The organism is Halomonas sp. SSL-5 (genome assembly GCF_030708455.1).
In the GTDB taxonomy this organism is placed as follows: Bacteria; Pseudomonadota; Gammaproteobacteria; order Pseudomonadales; family Halomonadaceae; genus Halomonas.
In genome coordinates this window covers 89,803-112,436 of sequence record NZ_JAUYWF010000006.1, presented here as the reverse complement: position 1 = coordinate 112,436, position 22,634 = coordinate 89,803, and the positions used below count along the sequence as shown (strand labels likewise).

The window sequence follows — 22,634 nt, the reverse complement described above, 5'->3', positions numbered from 1 at the left end:
GCCGTCGAGCTTACTGGTAGAGGGAGCGTACCGCCTCGATGGCGGGCGTGCCGTCGCGTGCTTCGACGCCTTCCAGCCAGCCAGCCACGGTATCGAGATTTTCGCCGACCCAGTCGCTGGCTACCTCGTCCGCCGCACGATCTTCATAGCTGTAGCCGTGGACCCAGGCGTTCTGATCCTCGATGTCCACCACATACTGTGACAGGAAGCGGTGCAGCTGGGGGTCCTCCTCGGCCAGGCTCGCCGGCACCACCGTCCACACCGTGCTGCCGATCTCGGCAATACCCGCGCCGTCGGCGTCCTCCAGGTAGGCCAGATCGAAGCTGACGTTCATCCAGTGCGGCTCCCAGCCGACGAAGGTGAGCCACTCGCCGTCGGCCATCTTGTGCTCGGCCTGGGCCAGCATGGCTGCCGTGGAGCTCTCGCGCAGGTCCCAGTCGCCGAGACCTGCAAGGTCATTATCGATAGCCGCGAGGATGGCGGTATTGATACCGGTGCCCGCCTCGATGCCCTGGATCTCGCCGTCAAAGCGCTCACGATGGGCGTCGAGATCGGCCACCGAGGTCACGCCGGCATCGTAGACGTATTGCGGCACCACCAGCCCCGAGTTGGCGCCCCGGATATTGGAGACCAGCTTCTCGACCTTGCCCTGCTCCACCAGTGGCTCGACCATCTCCGTCTGCACCGGGTACCAGCCCCCCAGGTAGACCTCCAGATCGTTGCGGGTCAGCCCTTCGAGGATGACACTGACAGCCAGATCGCTCTGACGTGTCTCGTAGCCCATGGCCTCGATCAGCTGGGCAGCCACCTCGGACTTCACCGTCACCCCCGGCCAGGGCGGCACGCCGAAACGTACCTCTTCAAGCTCGGCCATTGCCGGCCCTGCCAGCAGTAGCGGCATCAGGGCGGTGGAACGAATCAAGGTCCGGGGAAGTACACGCATCGGGCAGGCCTCCTGCAGGGAATGTGTCTTCAGTCTGCCCGACTGCGGGCGAGCGTCTCGACAAAGAGCGACTTATTCCTGTCGCAGGGCGACTTTTCTTGCTGACCCAGACCCCGCTCCTCTCAACAATCGATAACGCTGAAGACCTGTCCACCCCCTTCGAGGCTTCCTCACTGTTCGTGCTGCGACGGTGCTCATGAGCCTCCACCTTTACCGCTCGACCTTTGGCAACTGCCGCCGTGCCTCCCGCGGCGGATAACCGTAGCTCTCGCGGAAGGCGCGGGAGAAGCTGGTGCCGGAGGCGAAGCCACAGGCGAGGCCCACCGCCAGCACGTCGAGATCGGTCTCGACCAGGAGTTGGTGGGCTCGCTCCAGGCGCAGACCCAGGTACCAGCCCTGGGGCGTGCTGGCGAGGTGCTGCGCAAAGAGCCGCTGCAACTGGCGGGAGGTAATCCCGCAGCGGCGGGCAATTTCGCCAAGCGCCAACGGCGCCTCGAGATGGCGCTCCATCAATGCCACCGCCTGTACCAGACGACGGTTATGAGTGCCCAGGCGACGTGCCAGGGCCATGCGTTGCTGGTCGCTGCGGCTGCGTAGCCGGTCATGAATCAGCTGCTCGGAGACATCCAGCGCCAGGCGGGTGCCGTGGCGTCGGGCGATCACCTCCAGGGCCATGTCCATGGCAGCGGCACCGCCGGCGCATGAAAAGCGCCGTGGACCGAGCTCGAACAGCTCGTCGGACGTCTCGATGCCAGGGAAGCGTTCACGGAAGGCAGGCAGGCTCTCCCAGTGCAGGGTGACCCGCTCTCCCTTCAGCAGGCCGGCGGCGGCGAGCAGGAAGCAGCCAGTATCAAGCCCGCCCAGGGTACAGCCGGCCTGGTCCAGGCGATGCAGCCAGGCCATCAGGGGCCGGCTCAGATGTGCCTCGGGCTCGAAGCCGCTGCACACCGCCAGGGATGGAAGGGCGTGAGCATCACCGGCCGGCCGGTCGACCAGCAGGGTCATGCCGTTACTGGCGGTGACCGGCTCACCGTCGACCCCGAACAGTGTCCAGTCGAACAGTGGTCGCCCGCTGATGCGATTGGCGATGCGCAGCGGCTCCACCGCCGAGAAGAAGGCCATCATCGAGAAGCGCGGCAACAGCAGGAAACCGATCAGCTCGGGTAGTGGGCCCTGGTAGTGCAGGCGCATGGCTGGCTCCTCAATGCTGTTTCACCACGACCGACATGACGCTGCGGTAGCACCTCGTGGTAATGGCGTATCCATTCATCGCGGGTTGCGATCTGGCGTGACCGGCCTACAGGGTACGCCACCCTTCCTTCACCCCTCTATACACATGAGTTGAGCCTGACTCCCCGTTAGCTGCCGTTAACACTCGATCCCGCTGACGGCCAGCCCGCCCTTCGAGGTCTCCTTGTACTTGGCCTGCATGTCGGCGCCGGTGTCGCGCATGGTGCGGATCACCTTGTCCAGCGAGATGAAGTGCTGGCCATCGCCGCGCAGCGCCATCTGGGCGGCGTTGATCGCCTTCACCGAGGCGATGGCGTTGCGCTCGATGCAGGGCACCTGGACGAGTCCCCCCACCGGGTCGCAGGTCAGGCCCAGGTTGTGCTCCAGGCCGATCTCGGCGGCGTTCTCCACCTGGTCGATGGTGCCACCCATCACCTCGGTGAGGCCGGCGGCGGCCATGGCGCAGGCGGAGCCCACCTCGCCCTGGCAGCCCACCTCGGCGCCGGAGATGGAGGCGTTCTTCTTGCACAGGATGCCCACGGCGGCGGCGGCGAGCAGGAAGTCGACCACGTCACGGTCACAGGCACCGGCCTGGAACTGCATGTAGTAGTGAAGCACCGCGGGGATGATGCCCGCGGCGCCATTGGTGGGAGCGGTGACCATGCGGCCGCCGGCGGCATTCTCCTCGTTGACCGCCAGGGCATAGAGATTCAGCCAGTCCATGGCCGACATGGTCGAGGCGATCAACGAGTGGTCATTGGTGCTCGCCAGCATGTGCCGGTGCAGCGCCTTGGCGCGGCGGCGGACATTTAGCCCGCCGGGCAGCACCCCCTCCGCCTCCAGGCCCTTGGCCACGCAGGCCTGCATGGCCTGCCAGATCTCGCAGAGCCCCGCGCGGATCTCGGCCTCGCTGCGCCACGCCTTCTCATTCTCCATCATCAGCTCGCTGATGCGCAGGCCGCTGTCGCGACACATCCGCAGCATCTCGTCGGCGGTCTGGAAGTCGTAGGGAATCCGGGTATGGTCGGTGTCCAGCGCGCCCTCGGCGGACTGGGCCTCGTCGATGACGAAGCCGCCGCCCACCGAATAGTAGGTGTTGCGATGGAGCTCGCCGGCCTCGCCGTGGGCGACCAGGCGCATGGCGTTGGGATGGCGGGGCAGGCTCTCCTCGAGCAGGCGCATGTCCCGTGCCCAGACGAAGGGTACGCGGTGGCGGCCGGCCAGGCGCAACGTGTCCGAGGTCTTGAGCTCGTCGATGCGCGGGGCGATGACATCGGGATCGATGCGATCGGGACGCTCGCCCATCAGCCCCATGATCACCGCGTGGTCGGTACCGTGGCCGATGCCGGTGGCGGAGAGCGAGCCGAAGAGCTCGACCTCGAGACGCGTGACGTGCTCGGTCAGCTCCCTGGCCTCGAGCTCGGCGACGAAGTTGCAGGCGGCCTGCATCGGGCCCACGGTGTGGGAACTGGACGGCCCGACGCCGACCTTGAACAGATCGAAGACGCTGATTGGCATGATGCTATGACCTTGTTATTGAATTCATCGATAGGCGCCTGACGGCGCCGTTCGCCCGGCAAAGCCGGCCTCCTACGCGATACGCGTCCAGTGCAGTGCAGTGCAGTGCCTAACGATCGAAGACCACGGTGCGTTTGGCGTGCAGGAAGACACGGCGCTCCACGTGCAGGGCCACCGCTCGGGCCAGGGTAAGGCACTCGACGTCGCGCCCCTTGGCCACCAGGTCCTCCGGGTAGTCGGCGTGACTCACCGGCTCCACCCCCTGGGTGATGATCGGCCCCTCGTCCAGGTCGTCGTTGATGTAGTGGGCGGTGGCGCCGACCAGCTTGACGCCCTTCTCATAGGCCTGGTGGTAGGGCCTGGCGCCCTTGAAGCCCGGTAGCAGCGAGTGGTGGATGTTGATGGCACGGCCGCTGAGCTTCTCGCACATGTCGCTGGAGAGCACCTGCATGTAGCGCGCCAGGATCACCAGCTCGGCGCCGGTCTCCTGTACCACCTGCCACACCTGCGCCTCCTGCTCGGGCTTGGTCTCCGGCGTGATCGGGAAGTGGTGGTAGGGAATGCCGTGCCACTCCGCCAGGTCTGCCAGGTCCGGGTGGTTGGAGACGATGGCGCGAATATCGATGGGAAGCTGGCCGATGCGATAGCGGTAGAGCAGGTCGTTGAGGCAGTGATCGGCCCTGGAGACCATGATCACCACCGGCATGCGCGTGCCCGGAGCGGTAAGCTCGAAGGTCATCCCGAACTCGGCGGCGCGGGCGGCGAACTCGGCCTGGAAGGCCTCGGCATCGAAATCCGCCTCCTCGGGACGAAACTCGGTGCGGATAAAGAAGCGCTCGCTCAGGCGATCATCGAAGGAGTGCTGCTCGGTGATGTAGCAGCGGCTCTCCTTGAGGAAGCGCGTCACCACATCCACGGTGCCCAGCCGGCTCGGGCACTGGGCCGCCAGGATCCAGCGATTGTTGTTGTCTTTCATCTCATCTCTCCCGAAAGGGGCCGGCAGATGCCGGCCCTCTCTCTTCTAACAAGCAACAGCCGTCACTGTTCCACGCCGATGGCGTACTCGGCGCCGGCATCGAGGATCCAGCGATAGAGGTAGTCGGCGAAGCTTCTGCGCAGGACCAGCTCATAGCGCTCCTCGCTGGGACGACGCAGGATAAGGCTGGACTTGCCGAACACCACACTGACCGCCTTGCCCACCGGGAAGCGGCTCGGGTGAACATCGTAGTTGGTCGACTTCATCAGCAGCTCGCGGGCCTTTTCTCCCTCCAGGGAAACCAGGGTCTGGCCGCCACTGACATCGACGATGGCATAGTGGGCATCGCCCAGGGCGTCACGCAGCCGCTGCTCGAGCTCGAACTCCTCGCCACCGGGCACGATCACCAGCCACTCATCCGGCGACAGCCACTGAACGCTGCGCTCGCCGCTGGCGTCCAGCGCCAGCCCCAGGGGCTGGCCGGGCAGGCTGATGCCCAGTACCTTGCGCACGGCTTCGTCGAGAACGATGGCACCCCCACGCAGGATCAGGTGGCCCAGGAAGGCCTGCTCCTTGAACAGGACCCGGCTGCCGGATGTCGCGGCGGGCACACTGCCCGTGTTGAACGCCACCGACAGCGGTGACTCCATGGGAATCGAGGCGTCCGGATGGGTGTTGAAGGTCGCAACCTTGCCGTAAGTGATATCAGACATGCTGACGCTCTCCCTTGGGATCGATGAATACGGGGCTGACGACCTCGACCTCATGGGCCTGACCGTCCGGCATCGGCACATAGAGCGTCTCGCCCATGCGGTCGCGGCCGCCCTTGATCACTGCCAGGGCAAAGCCGCTCTCCAGGTTCGGGCTGTAATAGCTCGAGGTCACGTGGCCCAGCATATCCATGGGGATGGGCTGGTCCTTGTCGACGACGATATGGGCGCCCTCTTCCAGCACCACCTTCGGGTCGACGGGCTTGAGCCCCACGAACTGCTTGCGGTCCTTGCGCGCCGTATCCGGACGCGTCAGGGCGCGCTTGCCGATCCAGGAGAACGGCTTGTCGTAGCCGATCGCCCAGAACATGCCCAGGTCCTCGGGGGTCACCGAGCCGTCGGTATCCTGACCGGCGATGATCAGCCCCTTCTCGGCACGCAGCACGTGCATGGTCTCGGTGCCGTAGGGCGTCAGGTCATACTTCTTGCCGTGCTCGAACAGGGTCTTCCAGACGTGCATGGCGTAGTTGGCCTGGACGTTGATCTCGTAGGCCAGCTCCCCGGTGAAGGAGATGCGGAACACCCGCGCCGGGACATCGGCTACCTTGCCGTTGCGCCAGTCCATGAACTTGAACTGCTCCCTGTCGAGATCGATATCGGTGATCTCGGACAGCAGCTTGCGCGCATCCGGGCCGGTCACGGTCATGGTCGCCCAGTGATCGGTGACCGAGGTGAAGGTGACCTGCAGTTCCGGCCACTCCGTCTGGTGCCACAGCTCCAGCCACTCCATCACGCCGGCGGCGCCGCCGGTGGTGGTGGTCATCAGGAAGTGGTTCTCGCCCAGGCAGCTGGTGGTGCCGTCGTCCATCAGCATGCCGTCGTCCTTGCACATCAGGCCGTAACGCACCCGGCCCGGCGCCAGCTTGGCCCACTTGTTGGTGTAGACGCGACCGAGGAACTCCCGGGCATCCGGCCCCTGGATATCGATCTTGCCCAGCGTCGAGGCATCGAGGATGCCGACGCCGGTACGCACCGCCAGGCTCTCGCGGGCCACCGCCTCGTCCATGCTTTCCTGCTTGCCATTCACCGTCTTCGGGAAGTACCAGGGGCGCTTCCACTGGCCGACGTCCTCGAACTCGGCGCCGTTCTCGACATGCCACTGGTGCAGCGCGGTGTAGCGCTCAGGGTCGAACAGCTCGCGGCAATGGCGACCGACGATGGCGCCGAAGGTGACCGGCGTATAGTTGGGCCGGAACACCGTGGTGCCCACCTCGGGAATCGACTTGCCGAGACAGCGCGCGGCGATGGCCATGCCGTTGATGTTGCCGAGCTTGCCCTGGTCGGTGCCGAAGCCCATGGCGGTGTAGCGCTTGACGTGCTCGATGGACTCGAAGCCCTCGCGAGTGGCCAGTTCGATGGCCGCCGCGGTGACGTCGTTCTGCATGTCGACGAACTGCTTGGGCGCACGCAGGGTCGGCTTCTCGTGGGGCACCTGATAGAGGGCACAGGCCTGGCCTTCGCGGATGGCATCGGCCCGGGGCGGCTCGATGGCACTGGCGGACTTGCCCAGCGCGGCAAGGGCCTCGCTCGCCTTGGCCGCTCCATCGGCCAGGCCTCCGGCCAGGTCATGCACGCCACGCGCGCTGCCGGCGGCGTGCACCCCCTTCACCAGGCTGGGCACGAAACCGAGGATCTCATCGTCCCAGGTGGGTCGTGCACCGGTGTGAGAGGCCAGGTGGATCACCGGGCTGTAGCCGCCGGAGCTGGCGATGGTGTCGCACTCCAGGAGCTCGGCCTGACCGGTGACCTTGAAGGCCGCGGCATCGATGGTCGCCACACGGGCGCCGCTGACGCGCTTGTCGCCCTTGGCCTCGAGCACCGCCGCGCCTTCGATGATGCGAATGCCGCGGGCGCGAGCCTGCTCGACCAGCTCGCCATCCGGGTTGCGGCGCGCATCGACGATGGCCACCACCTCGCGGCCGGCCTCATCCCAGTCCAGGGCGGCGCGGTAGGCGTGGTCGTTGCTGACCGAGAGCACCAGCTTGTTGCCCGGCACCACCCCGTAGCGGCGGATATAGGTGGAGACCGCACCGGCCACCAGATTGCCCGGCACATCATTGTTGCCATAGACCAACGGACGCTCATGGGCGCCGGTGGCGAGCAGCACCTGGCCGGCACGCACGCGGTGCATGCGCGAGCGAGTAGGACGGACGCCGTCGATGGTAGGCGCCGTTTCGCCGAGGTGCTCGGTGCGCCGCTCATGCAGGGTCACGAAGTGATGGTCATGGTAGCCATTGGCGGTGGTGCGCGGCAGCAGGGTGACATTGTCGTTCTCGGCCAGCTCGCTGATCACCTGCTCGGCCCACTGGGCGGCGGGGCGGTCGTCGAGCAGCTCGCGGCTGTCGAGCAGCGAGCCCCCCATCTCCTCCTGCTCATCGCACAGGATCACTCGGGCACCCGCCCGGGCGGCTGTCAGCGCGGCGGCCAGACCCGTGGGGCCGGCGCCGACTACCAACAGGTCGCAATGCTGGTTGAGGTGGTCGTAGCTGTCGGGATCGTTCTCCATCGGGCTGCGACCCAGACCCGCTCCCTTGCGGATGTACTTCTCGTAGGTCATCCACATGGAGGCTGGAGCCATGAAGGTCTTGTAGTAGAAACCCGGCGGCATGAAGCGCCCGCCCAGCTTGCCGACCAGGCTCATGACATCACGCTGCACGTTGGGCCAGCCGTTGGTGCTCTGCGCCGTGAGGCCCTCGAACAGCGCCTGCTGGGTGGCACGCACGTTGGGCACCTGGGCCGCCTCGGTGCTGCCCAGCTGGACCAGCGCATTGGGCTCCTCGGCGCCGGCGGCGACGATGCCCCGGGGCCGCGAGTACTTGAAGCTGCGGTTGACGAGATCCACCCCGTTGGCCAGCAGTGCCGAGGCCAGGGTGTCACCGGCATGGCCCTGATAGCGCTTGCCGTTGAAGGTGAAGCTCAGGGTGCGGGCGCGATCGATGCGTCCACCCTGGCGAAGACGATTAACCTGACTCATGCCTTGACTCCTTCCTGACCTGCGACCACTCCCGCCTCGTCGGCGACGTTCACGGCAGCCCCCTGCTCGGCGGACTTGCCCTCGGGATGCTCGGCGCTGAAGCGGGGCTGCTCACCCATTCGGTAGGTCTCGAGGATCTCGTAGCTCGCCGAATTGCGTGTAATGTTGAAGAACTTGCGGCAGCCAATCGCGTGCACCCACAGCTCATGGTGGATACCCCGCGGGTTGTCACGGAAGAACAGGTAAGCACCCCACTGCTCATCGGTGCAGGACTCGGGGTCCTCGGGACGGGCGATATGCGCCTGGCCCTTGGGGTGGAACTCCTCTTCATCGCGGTATTCGTCGCAATAAGGGCAATGGATATAGAACATCGTATTTCTCCTTAGTGCGCGACGCCGGCGGCGCCATGTTCATCGATCAGGGCGCCGGTGTTGAAGCGGTCGATGGAGAACGGCGCAGCGATGGGGTGCATCTCGCCCTTGGCGAGGCTCGCCGCGAACACATGCCCGGAGCCGGGTGTCGCCTTGAAGCCACCGGTGCCCCAGCCGCAGTTGAAGAACAGCCCCTTGACCCTGGTCTTGGAGAGGATCGGACAGGCATCCGCACAGGTGTCGACGATGCCGCCCCACTGACGGTTCATGCGCACCCGCGAGAAGATCGGGAACATCTCGACGATGGCCTGCAGGGTGTGCTCCACGGTGGAGTAGCTGCCGCGCTGGCCGTAGCCCAGGTAACCGTCGATACCGGCGCCGATGACCAGGTCACCCTTGTCGGTCTGGCTGATATAGCCATGCACGTGGTTGGACATCACCACGGTATCGAGCACCGGCTTGAGCGGCTCGGAGACCAGCGCCTGAAGCGGATGCGACTCCAGCGGTAGCGTGAGGCCAGCCATCTTGGCCACCACGCCGGAGTTGCCCGCTGTGACACAGCCGATGGTCTTGGATTCGATATCGCCGCGATTGGTATGCACGCCATACACCTGGCCATCGCGAATCTTGAAGCCGGTGACCTCGGTATTCTGCAGGATATCCACCCCCAGGGCGTCCGCCGCCCGGGCGTAGCCCCAGGCCACCGCATCGTGGCGCGCGACGCCGGCACTCTTCTGCCAGGAGGCCCCAAGGATCGGATAGCGGGCACGCTTGGAGGTGTCGATGACCGGCACGATCTCCTTGATCTGGTCGGGGTAGATCACCTCACTGTCGACACCGTTCAGCCGGTTGGCATGCACTCGACGCTGGATGTCACGCATGTCCTGCAGGGTGTGCCCCAGGTTCATAACGCCACGCTGGGAGAACATCACGTTGTAGTTGAGGTCCTGGGACAGCCCCTTCCACAGATCCAGCGAGTGGTCATAGAGACGTGCCGCCTCGTCCCACAGATAGTTGGAGCGCACGATGGTGGTGTTGCGCGCGGTATTGCCGCCCCCCAGCCAGCCCTTCTCCAGCACTGCCACGTTGGTGATGCCGTGGTTCTTGGCCAGATAGTAGGCGGTGGCCAGGCCGTGGCCGCCGCCGCCGACGACGATCACGTCGTACTGCTTCTTGGGCGTGGGGTTGCGCCACTGGCGCTGCCAGTTCTCGTGGTGGCTGAGCGCATGTTTCGCCAGCCCGAAGCCTGAATAGCGTTGCATCTTGTTCCTCCTCGGCCGGCCCCGCCTGGCGGGGCCGATCCTTTGCGGGTTCAGGCGGTAGCGGTTTCGCGTACCGCAGCCGGGGCGGCATCGCCGTAGACCGGATGGCGCTCGCAGAGGGCGGCGACCTTCTCGCGCACCTCGGCCTCCACGGCGTCGGTGTTGCCCTGCTCGGCCAGCACATCAAGGATGTCGCAGATCCAGCCTGCCAGGTCGCTGCACTCCGCCTCGTCGAAACCGCGGGTGGTGACCGCCGGGGTGCCGATACGCAGCCCGGAGGTGACAAAGGGGCTCTGCGGGTCGTTGGGCACGGCGTTCTTGTTGACGGTGATATGGGCGCGGCCGAGTGCTGCATCGGCGTCCTTGCCGGTGACTCCCTGCTTGATCAGCGAGACCAGGAAGAGATGGTCGTCGGTGCCGCCGGAGACGACGTCATAACCACGCTCCAGGAAGACATCGGCCATGGCGCGGGCGTTGTCGATGACACACCGCTGGTACTGCACGAACTCCTGGCTCATGGCCTCCTTGAAGGCCACCGCCTTGGCGGCGATGACGTGCATCAACGGGCCGCCCTGCTGACCGGGGAAGACCGCACCGTTGAGCTTCTTGTAGAGATCGGCATCGCCGGTGGCGGAGAGGATCAGGCCGCCGCGTGGGCCACGCAGGGTCTTGTGGGTGGTGGTGGTGACCACATGGGCGTGGGGCAGCGGGCTCGGGTAGTGGCCGGCGGCGACCAGGCCTGCCACATGGGCCATGTCGACCATCAGCCAGGCGCCTACCTCGTCGGCGATGGTGCGGAAACGACGCCAGTCGACGACGCGGGCATAGGCAGAGAAACCGGCGATGATCATCTTCGGCTTGTGGCTCTTCGCCAGACGCTCGACCTCGGCATAGTCGATCTCGCCGGTCTCCGGGTTCAGGCCGTACTGTACGGCGTGGTAGTGCTTGCCGGAGAAGTTCGGCGCCGCCCCGTGGGTCAGGTGGCCACCGTGGGCCAGGCTCATGCCCAGCACGGTATCGCCGGGCTTGACCAGGGCCATGAAGGCCGCAGCGTTGGCCTGGGCGCCGGAGTGGGGCTGGACGTTGGCGTAGTCGGCACCGAACAGGTCGCAGGCGCGGTCGATGGCCAGTTGCTCCACCACGTCGACGTGCTCGCAGCCGCCGTAGTAACGCTTGCCGGGGTAGCCTTCGGCATACTTGTTGGTGAGCTGGGTGCCCTGAGCCTCCATCACCGCACGGCTGGCGTAGTTCTCGGAGGCGATCAGCTCGACGTGGGCCTCCTGGCGGGCCACTTCGTCGGCGATGGCGGCGGCGATCTGGGAATCGTAGCTGGTGAGAGAGGCGTGATTCATGAGTTTCTCCTGTTGTTGTCGCTCATTGTTCGTTTTTCAAAACCCCATGACCGGAATCTATCGGTACGCCTGTCATGGGGAAAATTTGAAATCCTTATGCGCGGATAACCGCCACGCAGGGCGTCCGGCATATGCATCGATTAAAGACGACGGAGAGGGGAAGGGATTGAACAGATGCGACAGGATTCCTGAACGCCAGGAATCGTGCTTGCCGCTCGGCGAGCGGGGAACGCCGGACGGTGACGCGCTGACGGCAAGCATGAAGACACGCGCACCTTGAGGTGTTGCCGAGGGCTCAGAGGGTAGGCCGGCCGTCGATATGCAGGAAGAAGGGGTCGACCCGGTCGCTGCCAGGCTCTCCGGCACGCTTGCGCATCTCCGACGGGGTCATGTCGAAGGCGCTGCGGAACTGGCGTGAGAAGTGGGCCGTGTCGGCGAAACCGCAGCGCTCGCCGATCTCGGTAATGCTCTTGCCGGTGTAGTGCAGCAGCCACAGGCCATAGCGCAGGCGCAGGTCGCGGGAAAACTTGAGCGGGCTGACACCAAGGCTCTCGCGGAAGCGACGCTCCAGATTGCGGCGCGAGGTACCGATCCGCTCGGCCAACGCCTCCATCGAGATGGCCTCACCCATATGCTGCTCGATCACCGCGATGGCACGGCGCACCAGACGGTCCTCGATCTTGCCGAATACCACCGGCTGGGGCTGGGGATGGGTGCCCGCCCGGGCCTCGTCGAGCAACATGATGTTGAGGCTCTTCATGGCCCACGCCTTGCCCAGGTGGCGCTCGACCAGATACGCCGCCAGGTCGGCCGCCGCCGCGCCCCCGGCACAGGTGAGCCGGTCGCCATCGTCGATGAACAGCCGATCGGCCACCGGCTGGATGGCGGGGAAGCGCTGGATCATGTCGCGATGGTGGTACCAGCTGACGCAGCAGCGTCGCCCCTTCATCAACCCCGCCTGGATAAGGGCGAAGACGCCGGTGCATAGCCCTACCAGTGGCACGCCCGCCTCGGCCGCCTGGCGCAGATAGGCCAGGGCGGTGGAGTCCGTACGTTCGCCATCATCCTGCACGCCACCGATCACCACGAGGTAGTCGAACTCGGCAGGGTCCCGGAAACGCTCGCAGGGCGAGATGGCAGCGCCGGCACTGGAGAGGACCGCCTCGCCGACACTGGTCATGAATGTCCAGTGGCAACGCACCTGACGCGAACGGTCTCCCTCGTCGGCGGCCAGGCGCAGGCAGTCGACGAAGGCGGCGAAAGGCATCAGCGTAAAGCGATGCAGCAGGACGAAGCCGATGGCCAAAGGCTCGCCTAGCGTCGTGCGGTTGGGAGTCATATTCGACGACATAGCATTACAGCCCGGAAGCTCGATTCCTTGAGGTCAGAATACCTAACTCGCGATGCGGACTACGCCAGCATGAAAAAAAGCAGGAAGCGAGCCCCCAGGGGCTCGCTTCCTGCTCGAGGCGAGCTTGACAGGTTCAGGACTGGGAATGGCCGATGGTCTCGATGTAATCCACGCAGCGATCCACGGACTCAACATCCCCGAACTTGGCATCGATATCGAACAGGTTCCAGGCCACGGCCCCCGGCACACGATCGCCGATGCACTCCTTGACCGCGATGGGGCGGAAACCATCGGCAATACCATCACAGATCGTCTGGCGCACACAGGCGCAGGCCGTCACCCCGGTCACGAGGATGGTGTCGACGCCGTTGGCACGCAGGATGCCTGCGAGTTCGGTACCGTGGAAGGAGGAAGCACGCTTCTTCAGCAACGTATACTCACCCTCGACCGGAGCAATACGCGAATCGATGGCCCATAGCTCCTTGTCAGCAAGATCAACGACATCGACGGGGATCTTGTTGTGCCACAGCCCCATGTCGGTGAAGGGGGCGTTGCGGTCGGTGATCTCGTAGGCCGTCGTTACGTGAATGACCGGCAGATTCGCGGCGCGGAAGGCCTTGAGAAGCCTCTGCATGCCGGGGATGATCTCGTTATCCATCTTCTCCTGATCGCAGGTGAAGGGGTTACCGGGACGGGTCCAGGCATTGGCGAGGTCAACACTCACTAGCGCCGGCTTCTTGCCAAAGCCGACGCGACGCTGGAAGCCACGCTCCTGGTAAAGCTTGGTGGACTCTTCGAAAGCCTGCTCAAGCATTGCCATCAGATCTTGGGACATTTCATTTACTCCAGATTAAAGAGACTTACTTATTCAGTTGGATGCACTGATAAACCTTGTGCCTTTAGGCAACTTTAAGATTAACCATCAAGTTTAATGCCGTCCAATTACATTTATGAGAGAATTGATGCCACCCAGAACAACAATCAACCCCGGTACGGCACCTAGAGGTCCTCTCGCGAGACATCCTTATCCAACTCACTGGAAAGCACACGCTTGAAGTCTCGGAGTTCTCGATCATAGACCCAGTTATAACCCGCACTGGTCCCCAGGTAGCGGTCCGAGATTTCCGGACCACATTCATTCTGAGAGAACCTCCTCATCACAAACAGGCGCATGATGGCGAAGTAGATCAGCCCACCGAGAAAGAAGCCTAGAACAAAGGCCCACTGCGCCGAATAGAAGGCCACCGTTCCAGCCACTACCCATGCAATGATTCCTGCCGGATTGAACCCTCTGACATAGTGGAACTGACCATGCTCGCGATAGAGGTCCGGGATATTGATCCTCCTCTTTCTTATAAAATAGTAATCAGCCACCATAATTCCACCGATGGCAGATAGGAAAGCACCATAAGAAAACAGGAAGCTGAAAAGGTTGTCCAGTATCTTCCAGGGCATGAACAGCGTGCCTACTGCAGCAGCTATCGCCACCGCGACAGGATAAGGAACCCTTGGAGCTCCGGCATTGACAAAGGCAAGAGCCGCAGGGATCAGGTTTGCCGCATTATTGGTTGACCACTGGGCCAGAATAACTAGGACGAGAAGAATGATCAGGCTAAGTCCCTCGCCCTGCCCCTGAATTACGGTGACAGGGTTCCAGTCACCTGCGGCTATGAAAGATACGGCACCGATCAAGGCTATCCATGCCTGTGTCGCCGGAAGAGCGAGAAGCTGAGCTAGCAGAACATTCTTGTTACGATGAAAGAAACGCCTCTCCCCAGAGGGGGACTTGACAAACCTAGTGATATTGGGAATATCAATGGCCAGTGTAGACCAGAACGCCACATTGGCAAGGAAGAGAGTGAGAACTGTCACATCCTGATCGCCAACGAATCTCCAGATATTAATTCCCTGAGTTTTCGCCAGAACATCGAGGGTAAAGTACATCCAGATCGAAATTGCCAGAATGGCCGGTGCCGCAATAGCGGCAAGCCGCTCAACAGCCTTTATGCCCATTGCCGTATTAGCCACTTGAACAACCGCAAACAAGAAATACCACACAGCCCAGTTGGAGTATCCCGTCAGGTACTCAAAAATTCCATTAAGCGCCAACGCACCAAGGTAGGTTTGTATGCCAAACCATATTGCAGCTATTACACCGCGGAACACGGATGGCAAGTGCGTCCCATACACGCCAAACGGCGCCCTTAGGTAAACCGAGAACGAAAGGCCATGCTCGGTGCCAATATCAGCCGTCAATAACATCAGTAAAGCCAGCACTACGTTGGCAAAGAAGATGACCAACACAACATGTAAGAGTGGAACACCCGTAATGCCATTGGCACCAAGTTGGAAGGTGGCGATCATGACGGCAATGCCAACCCATATCCAGACAAAACCTAAGGCCGTAATCGGTCTCTGATTGTTGACTACGGGGAGTATGGATTCTTCTAGCAGATGATTCTTTTCAGACGATTTTGGCACAGGTCTGCTGGCAACACCAGTATCTGATGTGGTCATATTATTACCCTTGGTGTTTTAAAATTATTCATCGGGCCAGGAGCCTAGGGGCGGAAAATGGTGTCCGCCCCTGCTGGGTAATGATTTCAGCCCCCCATTTCACTACGCCTTGCAGCGGTTGCTAATCGATCTATTTCCAAGCTTTCATCAAGCACAACCCCATAAGCTTCATAGGCATGCTGGACGCTACAGAAATCATCAAGAACATCCTCCCTCACCTGTTCGGGAGGACGCTCAAGTGGGTTGCCATACCCTCCACCACAAGGAGCATAGAAGGCCATCACATCATTTTTCTTGGTTGTATACCCGGAAAACTTTGAAGGCATACTTTTAACATCATCCTTTGAGTCATAATTATAGATATCACATTTACCAACAGCACCTTCTGATCCACCAAATGCCCCCCAAGGAACATGAGTATGCCGTTCGCTTTCGTGAGTAATAAAGCCGGGTGTCAGAACACGCTGCGCCTTGACAACACCGATACCACCACGATACTTACCAGCTCCTGGCATAACATCATCACGCAACTCATATCGATCACAGATCATGGGGAGGTGCATACCGAGATCCTCGATAGGATTATTTCTGGTATTCGCCATCAAGTTATCGATAGAGTCGGGGCCGTCAGAATTTGGGCGGCCGCCATAAGCTCCCTCATTCACCTCCAAGAACACCCAATAATCACCATCATCTTTCAATCCAGCATAAGAAGCGAATGAAATGGCAGCAGAACTACCTGCAATTGTTTTTCCTGGAAGTACAGGTGCCAAGGCCTTGATGATAAGATCAATCATCATATTGCACTGTGTAAAGCGTGCCTCAGCGGCGGCTGGGAAAATAGGGTTGAATATTGACCCCTCAGGTGCAAAAACATCAATAGGCCGGAAAGACCCTTCGTTCGAGGGAATGGGCACCTCCAATTCGCTTGCATCAAGGAGGAGTTTCCTGAAGCCGGCAAATGCAGCCACCTTGCACGAACCTTCGAAAGGTACATTGTATGCAGTCGGCGTCTGATCGGCTGATCCTGTCAGATCGACTGTGACGGAATCTCCCTTCACCTTTACCGTAACCACGACAGGCAACTGCACGTCGCGATTCCTTCCATCGTCATCAAGAAACCCTTCAGCCCTGTATTCACCATCTGGAATCTCGGAAATCTTGTTTCTCAGCATTTTCTCCGAGTAGTCCATAAGCTGATAAATGGCTGAGAACGTAAAATCTTCTCCATATTTATCAAGCAGCTGCTGAAACCGTGTGACTCCCAGCTGCGCTGAGGCTATCTGGGCCTCAATATCTCTCATTAGCTGTACAGAAGCCCGGCTGTTAGCCGTGATCATTTTTGCAAGACCTTCGTTCTTCTTCCCTTTTTCATACAGCTTGAGACCTGCAAACAACATCCCTTCAGCATATACGTCACCCACATCAATGATGAGACCTGGTGTGGCTGCGCCAATATCAATATGATGTGCAGTGTTTGCTGAGAACCCAACCAGTTTACCCTTGTAGAAAATTGGTATGATTATCGCCAGATCGGGAGTATGACTTGACCCATAATACGGGTGATTATGAACAACCACATCACCTTCATTCCATCCACCATCCTGCAATGTTTTCTCAACACCTCTGAGGTATGCGGGAATTGAACCAATATGCATCGGGGTGGACTCAGACTCACAGATCGTCTGGTAATTCTTGTCAAACAGTCCAGCCCCCAGGTCTTGGGACTCTCGAATGATAGAAGAAAAAGACATCCTATAAAGCACATGCCCCATCTCTTCAGCAATGGTATCCAGCGCACCACTGATAACTTGCATCGTGATCGGGTCGACTTTTAAATTAGTCATCGATTTACTCTCCGTAGGTCAGCTTGTTCTTCGAGATCATCAAATTTCCGAACCTTGATACGGATGCATTCCAGCCGGGTGGCACGAGAGATGTTGAGTCATGCTGCATTATGAGAGCCGGGCCATATACCACATGTCCATGCAGAAGCTTTTCTCTATCATAGCGTGGAGTCATGATTGACTGACCGACAGCAAATGTGGTTTCTCTTTCATACATTATTGCTTCTTTGGCATCTCTTTCAGAAGATTTTTCTAATTCTTTCCACTCCAAGGTTTTCGATGCAGCTTCCCCGACCACCCTTAGAGTGACTAGCTCCACCTCGGCCTCATCATATCGGTACCCATAATCAGTATCATGCTGAACATGAAAATTCTCGACAACCTTCTTGATCGCAGACTGACTCAATTCACCTTCTGGAATTTCCGCTCTAAGTTCAAAACCCTGGCCATGATAGCGACACTCAGCATATCTAGTCAGCTTAACTCGATCCGGCTCCACGCCATCTTTCACAAGCTTTTTGGTAGCCTCTGAATCTAACTCCTCAAGAAGCAACTGAAGAGATTCAGCCTGGTTGCTTACAATTGAAGTTAGTTCACATAGGTATGATCGTGTCACCTCATACTGAAGGTTGGTAGTCAGCAGACCAGCTGCTGATGTGATGCCCGGAGCAGGCGGGGCGATGACACCTTTGGCATTTACCTCTTCCGCCAGCGCGGGACCATGAACAGGCCCGGCCCCCCCGAACGGCATCAGCATGAATTCCCTAGGATCCACGCCTTTGGCAACAGAGTTTGACCGAATCGCGAGCGCCATATTGTTATTAACAATCTTTATGATTCCAAGAGCAGCTTCTCTTACACTCATACCAAGCGGGTCAGCGATTTTTTCTTTGATGGCTTTGTACGAAAGTTCCGGATCAATCTTCAGGTCTCCCCCCAGCATTTGATCTGGATCCAGCCTTCCCAAAAGGATATTCGCGTCTGTGACCGTGGGCTCTTCTCCTCCACGACCATAACAGGCTGGACCCGGCATTGATCCAGCTGACCTAGGTCCAACCTGGAAGCCTCCGGCCTCATCAATATAGGCGATTGACCCACCACCGGCACCGATTGTGATCAGGTCAATCATCGGCACCATTACCGGGTGCCCACCCACATATGAATCTCGAGGATTCATAATTTTTATATCGCCTTCAACCAGGGTTGATATGTCTGCAGAGGTCCCACCGATATCAACGGTGATGATATTTTTCTCTTCATCTAAATCAGCAAAGAAATTACCACCTATTACGCCTCCCGCAGGGCCAGACATGAGAATATTAACCGGTTTCTCACAACAACTATCAACTGTTGCAAGACCACCATTTGACTGAATAATCCTCAAGTCTGCATCAACACCATTCTCCTTGAGCTGTCTCTCAAGATTAGTCAGATAAAGAGATGTCTTTGGACCCACATAGGAATTCATTGCAGCAGTAGAAAACCTCTCATACTCCCGCATCGCATCCACAACTTCACAAGAGCAACAAACGTAGGCGTCTGGTATCTCTTCCAATACGATTTCCTTAGCCCGCACCTCATGATCTTTATTCAGGAACGAAAAAAGAAAACCAACGACTACGGACTTTATTCCTGCTTCCTTGAATTTCCTTGCAGCCTGCCTGACTTCCTCCTCATCGAGAGAAACTTCCACTTCCCCAAAAGGTGGGAGAATCCTCTCAGAAATGGGAATTCGATATCTTCTTTTCACTAATGGATTGGATTGCCATGGGACATCGAAGTGAAGAGAAAAATTATGCGGCCTCTTGTGCCTACCAATATGGAGAATATCCCTGAAGCCTTTGGTAGTCAGCATGCCTACTTCCGCACCATTATGCTCTATTGATATATTCGTTGCTACGGTTGTCCCATGCACGATGGTACTGACTTCGCTTCGTTTAACCCCTGCCTTGTCACATACTTCAAGGACACCTTGCAGAACACCGATCGATTGATCCTGAATCGTGCTTGGCACTTTATGGCGAAACGTACCAGCCCCGACAGAATCTGACGGGAACGTCTCCAGAATAATATCGGTATTTGTTCCGCCGACATCCACTCCAATACGAGCCATATTAACACCTCACCTTGATTTATGTTTTATACTTTTCACCAGCTGTCAAACAGATTTCAACCACCGGTCATCTGAGTTTTCTCCATGCAGACTCGAATTATATTGGTCGAGCCATGAGCTCAGGCTTACCCCAGGAATTTACGATTTTTTATCTTGACATTTCTAACCCTAGAGCCCAAAAATCATTACGTCTAATGCCGTTTTTGAAAAGATTATTGCAGGCTAGAACATGAATGTACTCTTCGATCTTCGTCAGGCAAGAGCCTTCCTCGCCGTTGCCAATACGCTACATTTCAAACAGGCTGCGGAGGTACTATGCATCACACAGCCAGCCCTAAGCAGGCTCATCAAGGGCCTGGAGGAGAGCATCGGTGCCGAGCTGTTCTCGCGTACCACCCGACAGGTAGCGCTGACCGTGGCTGGCCAGCTTTTCCTGGAGGAGTGCCGGCTAGCCATCACCCACCTGGAGCGAGCCACCCAACTGGCTCAGCAGGCACAGAGCGGAGACATCGGCCATCTCTCCATTGCCTACAATGACTTTTCCATCAATGGCGTGCTTCCCAGCATCCTTGAGGTATTCAAGGAAAGGTATCCAGACATTTCAGTGGACCTGGTCTATATGCCCTCTCACACCCAGCACAAGGCGCTACTGGACCACGAGATTGATGTAGGCTTCCTGATTGGCCCGCTGGATATCGAGGGCCTCGAAACTTTCCGTGCCGCCTCGGAGCGCATCGTAGCGATTCTTCCCAGGCGCCACCGCCTTGCCAACAGGAAGCAGCTGAGTCTTCGAGAACTGGCTGAAGAGAAGTTTATCCTCGGCACGGAAAATGGATGGAGCGAGTTTCGCCACTATATTTTCAAGATCTGCATGAATGCCAGGTTCACTCCTCAGGTCGTGCAGGAAGCAAGCACCAGCAGCGGAATTTTTGGACTGGTTGCGGCCAACATGGGTGTTTCCTTGTATTCCGACTGTATCAATCGCTTCCAGCGAGATGACATTGCCGTGGTTCCACTCGACCATGACGATTACAGTGTTGAGACCATCGCGGCCTGGAGCAACTCCTATACCACTTCCAGTTTCCGGCTTTTCCATGAGCTTCTTCAGAGCAAGCTCAGTGATGACCAGCCCGACTGACCCGTCGCCCGGGAACTCAGGCTGCATCAAGGCGGCCTGCATCCGGACCACCGACGCATCGGCGTCTTCGACGTGGTCGAGTTAACGCCTGACCGACTGCTTCAGCTGGCTGGATTCAGCATCAAGCACAAGGCAGAGCGGGCGAGCCACAGTCCGATGACGAAGGCTTCACCTCGGGTGTCGCCGGCCCTCATGGTGGAAGTGAAGAAGGAAAGGCCCTACATGATATAAAGCAATTTCCATGCCATTCCTCCCATTATCGAGAAGACACGCCGTGGCGGTGTGGTGGAAGCTGCCCTCGGCGCCTTGGAAAGGTGAAGACTGCGCAGGGCGACGTCGTCGCGCTCCTGGTGGGCAGGAAACGGCATGGCCCCATGCACCAGAGGCGACCATGGGCACTCTTGCGGTGCAGCATCCCTGTTCAGCGGGCCCGGCGCCAGGGCGCACCCCGTAACAAGCGAGCATCGCACCGACGCGGCTCGACAGCTCCACGCCAGGCTCGGTAACCGAGACAGGCTGCCGGCGCTGAGCCAGGGACCCGGCGCCGGCATGCAGAGCATCCCCCCAAGACTATGCTCCCTGTCTCACCGCGTTCGGATGACGTGTCAGTATCGAGATGCTCACATAGCAGGCCGACGACACGGCACAACCGGTCAAAGGCCCGATCAGCCAGCCCACATCGGCAAACAGCATCATGTAGCCGCTGGTAAAGAAGCCCACCACCATCGCGGTGAGTGCGCCCCAGCCGCTGCCCTGCCAGAAGGTGGAGATGAACACCGGCCCGATCATGCTGGCCAGCAGGGTGCCGGAGCCCAGGATACCCAGCCAGGAGAGCATGAAGGGCGGGGCGTAGAGCATCATCATCAGCGCCACCACGCCCAGCACCACCACTGCCAGGCGGTTGATCATGAGCGCCGCCCGCTCACTGGCCACCGGGCCGAACAGTGAGAGCCGCAGGTCATGGGAGGTCGCCGAGGCCACGGTGTGCAGCAGCGAGTTGGCCGTGGACTTCATGGCGAAGATGATGAACAGCGTGATGATCCCCTGGATGGCCGGGTGCATGAACTGCTCCAGGTAGACCGGCATCGCCATGTCGGGGTCGGCCAGGTCCGGCACCTGCATCCGCACATAGAGGCCGACGATGGGGATCAGGCTCAGCAGCGCCCCGAGGATCGCGACATAGACGCCGACCTTGTGCAGCTTGACGTCGGGTTTCATGGCCAGGAAGCGGATGGCCATATAGGGCAATACCGCGGCGAACAGGAAGGCGTAGGGCAGCACCAGGAAGACGGTGCCGATGGAGTCACCGTAGTGGGCCCCGGTGGTGGGGTTGAGCAGTTCCGGGTCGATGGCGTTCAGGGAGGTCTCCCAGGTCCCGAGATCCACCGTGGTGAAGATCTGGATCATGATGATCACGGCCGCCAGGGCCATGCCGCAGACCATGACCGTATCGGTCCAGGCCACCGCTGCCAGTCCACCCAGCATGGTGTAGATGATGATCACCGACACCATCAGGAAGGCGCTCTGGTTGAGCTCGATACCCAGCCAGCTGGCACCCAGCAGACCCACGGCCTTGATCTGACTGGTCAGGAAGACCAGCAGCAGCAGGATGGTGATGAACCCCGCCACCCCTTGCAGCACCCGCCCCATGGCACCGCCGCCATGGCTCTGAGCGATATACTCGGGGATGGTGTTGCTGCCCATCTCGACCGCCCGGCGCTGCAGGAAGCGCGCGAAGTAGAGCACCGCGATCATCATCGCGGGGGCGAAGAAGAAGTTGCCCAGTACCTCGATGGCACCGAACTGGTAGGTCACGCCAGGGGATCCCATGAAGCCCCAGCCGCTGAAACCGGTGGCGACGATGGTACCCGCAGCAACGAAGGCACCCAACGAACGCCCCGCGACCAGAAATCCCCCTTCGTCACTCTTGTTCATGTATTTTGAGGAGAGAAAGCCGAGATAGATCAGCAGGCCGAAGGTGAGGATCAGCAGCCCCCAGTTGAACATCCGATAGGCATCCATGATCATTTCCTCGCCTGGTGTACCATTGCCTTTCTCTTCAACTCTCGTCGGAGATAGGCAGCACCAGAATGAATTAGCATATAGCAGGTTAATATTAGAAAAGTGGTCAATACCCAGGAATCCATCTGCATATCCTCATGTTATAGATTTGTCGTTATTGGAGTGCATCGCTGCTTCTATTGAGCAGTGATTCCAAGGTATTTTCCGATCCACAAGGGCGCCAATTTGTATGCCTTATGCCCTGATCAAA

General features: G+C 59.9%; 16 protein-coding genes. 1 reads left to right on the top strand and 15 read right to left on the bottom strand.

The window, feature by feature from the left end; all coding sequences use genetic code 11:
• Window positions 1-10 precede the first annotated feature (10 nt).
• From RAN53_RS08650 to RAN53_RS08585, 14 genes are all read right to left on the bottom strand, one after another.
• Complete coding sequence (locus RAN53_RS08650) at window positions 11-943, bottom strand: ABC transporter substrate-binding protein (RefSeq protein ID WP_414842971.1); 933 nt, start codon at window positions 941-943, stop codon at window positions 11-13.
• 210 nt (window positions 944-1,153) lie between these two features.
• Window positions 1,154-2,134 (bottom strand): GlxA family transcriptional regulator, encoded by a 981-nt coding sequence (locus RAN53_RS08645; protein ID WP_305796412.1) that lies wholly within the window; start codon window positions 2,132-2,134, stop codon window positions 1,154-1,156.
• Window positions 2,135-2,311: 177 nt separating this feature from the next.
• The gene (locus RAN53_RS08640; RefSeq protein WP_305796411.1) at window positions 2,312-3,691 is read right to left on the bottom strand and encodes an L-serine ammonia-lyase; all 1,380 of its coding nucleotides are present in this window, start codon (window positions 3,689-3,691) and stop codon (window positions 2,312-2,314) included.
• A gap of 109 nt (window positions 3,692-3,800) precedes the next feature.
• Complete coding sequence (gene purU / locus RAN53_RS08635) at window positions 3,801-4,667, bottom strand: formyltetrahydrofolate deformylase (protein ID WP_305796410.1); 867 nt, start codon at window positions 4,665-4,667, stop codon at window positions 3,801-3,803.
• A gap of 62 nt (window positions 4,668-4,729) precedes the next feature.
• Complete coding sequence (locus RAN53_RS08630) at window positions 4,730-5,380, bottom strand: sarcosine oxidase subunit gamma (RefSeq protein ID WP_305796409.1); 651 nt, start codon at window positions 5,378-5,380, stop codon at window positions 4,730-4,732.
• Entirely contained in the window at window positions 5,373-8,411 is a 3,039-nt protein-coding gene (locus RAN53_RS08625; RefSeq protein WP_305796408.1) for a sarcosine oxidase subunit alpha family protein, read from the bottom strand. The genes RAN53_RS08630 and RAN53_RS08625 overlap by 8 nt, the downstream gene beginning before the upstream one ends.
• Window positions 8,408-8,782: a sarcosine oxidase subunit delta gene (locus RAN53_RS08620; protein WP_161431654.1), complete on the bottom strand. Its 375-nt coding sequence runs from the start codon at window positions 8,780-8,782 to the stop codon at window positions 8,408-8,410. Before RAN53_RS08620 ends, RAN53_RS08625 begins: the two co-directional genes overlap by 4 nt.
• Window positions 8,783-8,793: 11 nt before the next feature.
• Window positions 8,794-10,044, bottom strand: coding sequence for a sarcosine oxidase subunit beta family protein (locus RAN53_RS08615; protein ID WP_305796407.1), 1,251 nt, complete (start codon window positions 10,042-10,044; stop codon window positions 8,794-8,796).
• Window positions 10,045-10,094: 50 nt separating this feature from the next.
• Window positions 10,095-11,396 (bottom strand): serine hydroxymethyltransferase, encoded by a 1,302-nt coding sequence (gene glyA, locus RAN53_RS08610; RefSeq protein WP_305796406.1) that lies wholly within the window; start codon window positions 11,394-11,396, stop codon window positions 10,095-10,097.
• 295 nt (window positions 11,397-11,691) lie between these two features.
• Window positions 11,692-12,735, bottom strand: coding sequence for a GlxA family transcriptional regulator (locus RAN53_RS08605; RefSeq protein WP_305796405.1), 1,044 nt, complete (start codon window positions 12,733-12,735; stop codon window positions 11,692-11,694).
• Between the two features lie 145 nt (window positions 12,736-12,880).
• Window positions 12,881-13,582 carry an isochorismatase family protein gene (locus RAN53_RS08600; RefSeq protein WP_305796404.1) on the bottom strand — a complete coding sequence of 234 codons (702 nt, stop codon included), beginning with the start codon at window positions 13,580-13,582 and terminating at the stop codon, window positions 12,881-12,883.
• A gap of 164 nt (window positions 13,583-13,746) precedes the next feature.
• The gene (locus RAN53_RS08595) at window positions 13,747-15,264 is read right to left on the bottom strand and encodes an NCS1 family transporter (RefSeq protein WP_305796403.1); all 1,518 of its coding nucleotides are present in this window, start codon (window positions 15,262-15,264) and stop codon (window positions 13,747-13,749) included.
• An 86-nt stretch (window positions 15,265-15,350) separates the two neighbouring features.
• Window positions 15,351-17,111 (bottom strand): hydantoinase B/oxoprolinase family protein, encoded by a 1,761-nt coding sequence (locus RAN53_RS08590; RefSeq protein ID WP_305796402.1) that lies wholly within the window; start codon window positions 17,109-17,111, stop codon window positions 15,351-15,353.
• 4 nt (window positions 17,112-17,115) lie between these two features.
• Window positions 17,116-19,224, bottom strand: a complete 2,109-nt coding sequence (locus RAN53_RS08585; protein WP_305796401.1) for a hydantoinase/oxoprolinase family protein — start codon at window positions 19,222-19,224, stop codon at window positions 17,116-17,118.
• A 229-nt stretch (window positions 19,225-19,453) separates the two neighbouring features.
• On the opposite strand from RAN53_RS08585, the gene RAN53_RS08580 reads away from it, so the two are divergent.
• Window positions 19,454-20,362 carry a LysR family transcriptional regulator gene (locus tag RAN53_RS08580; protein WP_305796400.1) on the top strand — a complete coding sequence of 303 codons (909 nt, stop codon included), beginning with the start codon at window positions 19,454-19,456 and terminating at the stop codon, window positions 20,360-20,362.
• 570 nt (window positions 20,363-20,932) lie between these two features.
• Here the strand turns inward: RAN53_RS08580 and RAN53_RS08575 are convergent.
• Window positions 20,933-22,384, bottom strand: coding sequence for a sodium:solute symporter family protein (locus tag RAN53_RS08575; RefSeq protein WP_305796399.1), 1,452 nt, complete (start codon window positions 22,382-22,384; stop codon window positions 20,933-20,935).
• Window positions 22,385-22,634 lie beyond the last annotated feature (250 nt).

What these genes read in the sequence shown, in the direction of transcription:
- RAN53_RS08590 (WP_305796402.1), bottom strand. Translation starts at nt 17,111, where the DNA reads ATGACTAATTTAAAAGTCGACCCGATCACGATGCAAGTTATCAGTGGT.
- RAN53_RS08595 (WP_305796403.1), bottom strand. Translation starts at nt 15,264, where the DNA reads ATGACCACATCAGATACTGGTGTTGCCAGCAGACCTGTGCCAAAATCG.
- RAN53_RS08615 (WP_305796407.1), bottom strand. Translation starts at nt 10,044, where the DNA reads ATGCAACGCTATTCAGGCTTCGGGCTGGCGAAACATGCGCTCAGCCAC.
- RAN53_RS08650 (WP_414842971.1), bottom strand. Translation starts at nt 943, where the DNA reads ATGCGTGTACTTCCCCGGACCTTGATTCGTTCCACCGCCCTGATGCCG.
- RAN53_RS08645 (WP_305796412.1), bottom strand. Translation starts at nt 2,134, where the DNA reads ATGCGCCTGCACTACCAGGGCCCACTACCCGAGCTGATCGGTTTCCTG.
- RAN53_RS08600 (WP_305796404.1), bottom strand. Translation starts at nt 13,582, where the DNA reads ATGTCCCAAGATCTGATGGCAATGCTTGAGCAGGCTTTCGAAGAGTCC.
- RAN53_RS08625 (WP_305796408.1), bottom strand. Translation starts at nt 8,411, where the DNA reads ATGAGTCAGGTTAATCGTCTTCGCCAGGGTGGACGCATCGATCGCGCC.
- RAN53_RS08640 (WP_305796411.1), bottom strand. Translation starts at nt 3,691, where the DNA reads ATGCCAATCAGCGTCTTCGATCTGTTCAAGGTCGGCGTCGGGCCGTCC.
- RAN53_RS08630 (WP_305796409.1), bottom strand. Translation starts at nt 5,380, where the DNA reads ATGTCTGATATCACTTACGGCAAGGTTGCGACCTTCAACACCCATCCG.
- RAN53_RS08620 (WP_161431654.1), bottom strand. Translation starts at nt 8,782, where the DNA reads ATGTTCTATATCCATTGCCCTTATTGCGACGAATACCGCGATGAAGAG.
- glyA (WP_305796406.1), bottom strand. Translation starts at nt 11,396, where the DNA reads ATGAATCACGCCTCTCTCACCAGCTACGATTCCCAGATCGCCGCCGCC.
- RAN53_RS08605 (WP_305796405.1), bottom strand. Translation starts at nt 12,735, where the DNA reads ATGACTCCCAACCGCACGACGCTAGGCGAGCCTTTGGCCATCGGCTTC.
- purU (WP_305796410.1), bottom strand. Translation starts at nt 4,667, where the DNA reads ATGAAAGACAACAACAATCGCTGGATCCTGGCGGCCCAGTGCCCGAGC.
- RAN53_RS08575 (WP_305796399.1), bottom strand. Translation starts at nt 22,384, where the DNA reads ATGGATGCCTATCGGATGTTCAACTGGGGGCTGCTGATCCTCACCTTC.
- RAN53_RS08585 (WP_305796401.1), bottom strand. Translation starts at nt 19,224, where the DNA reads ATGGCTCGTATTGGAGTGGATGTCGGCGGAACAAATACCGATATTATT.
- RAN53_RS08580 (WP_305796400.1), top strand. Translation starts at nt 19,454, where the DNA reads ATGAATGTACTCTTCGATCTTCGTCAGGCAAGAGCCTTCCTCGCCGTT.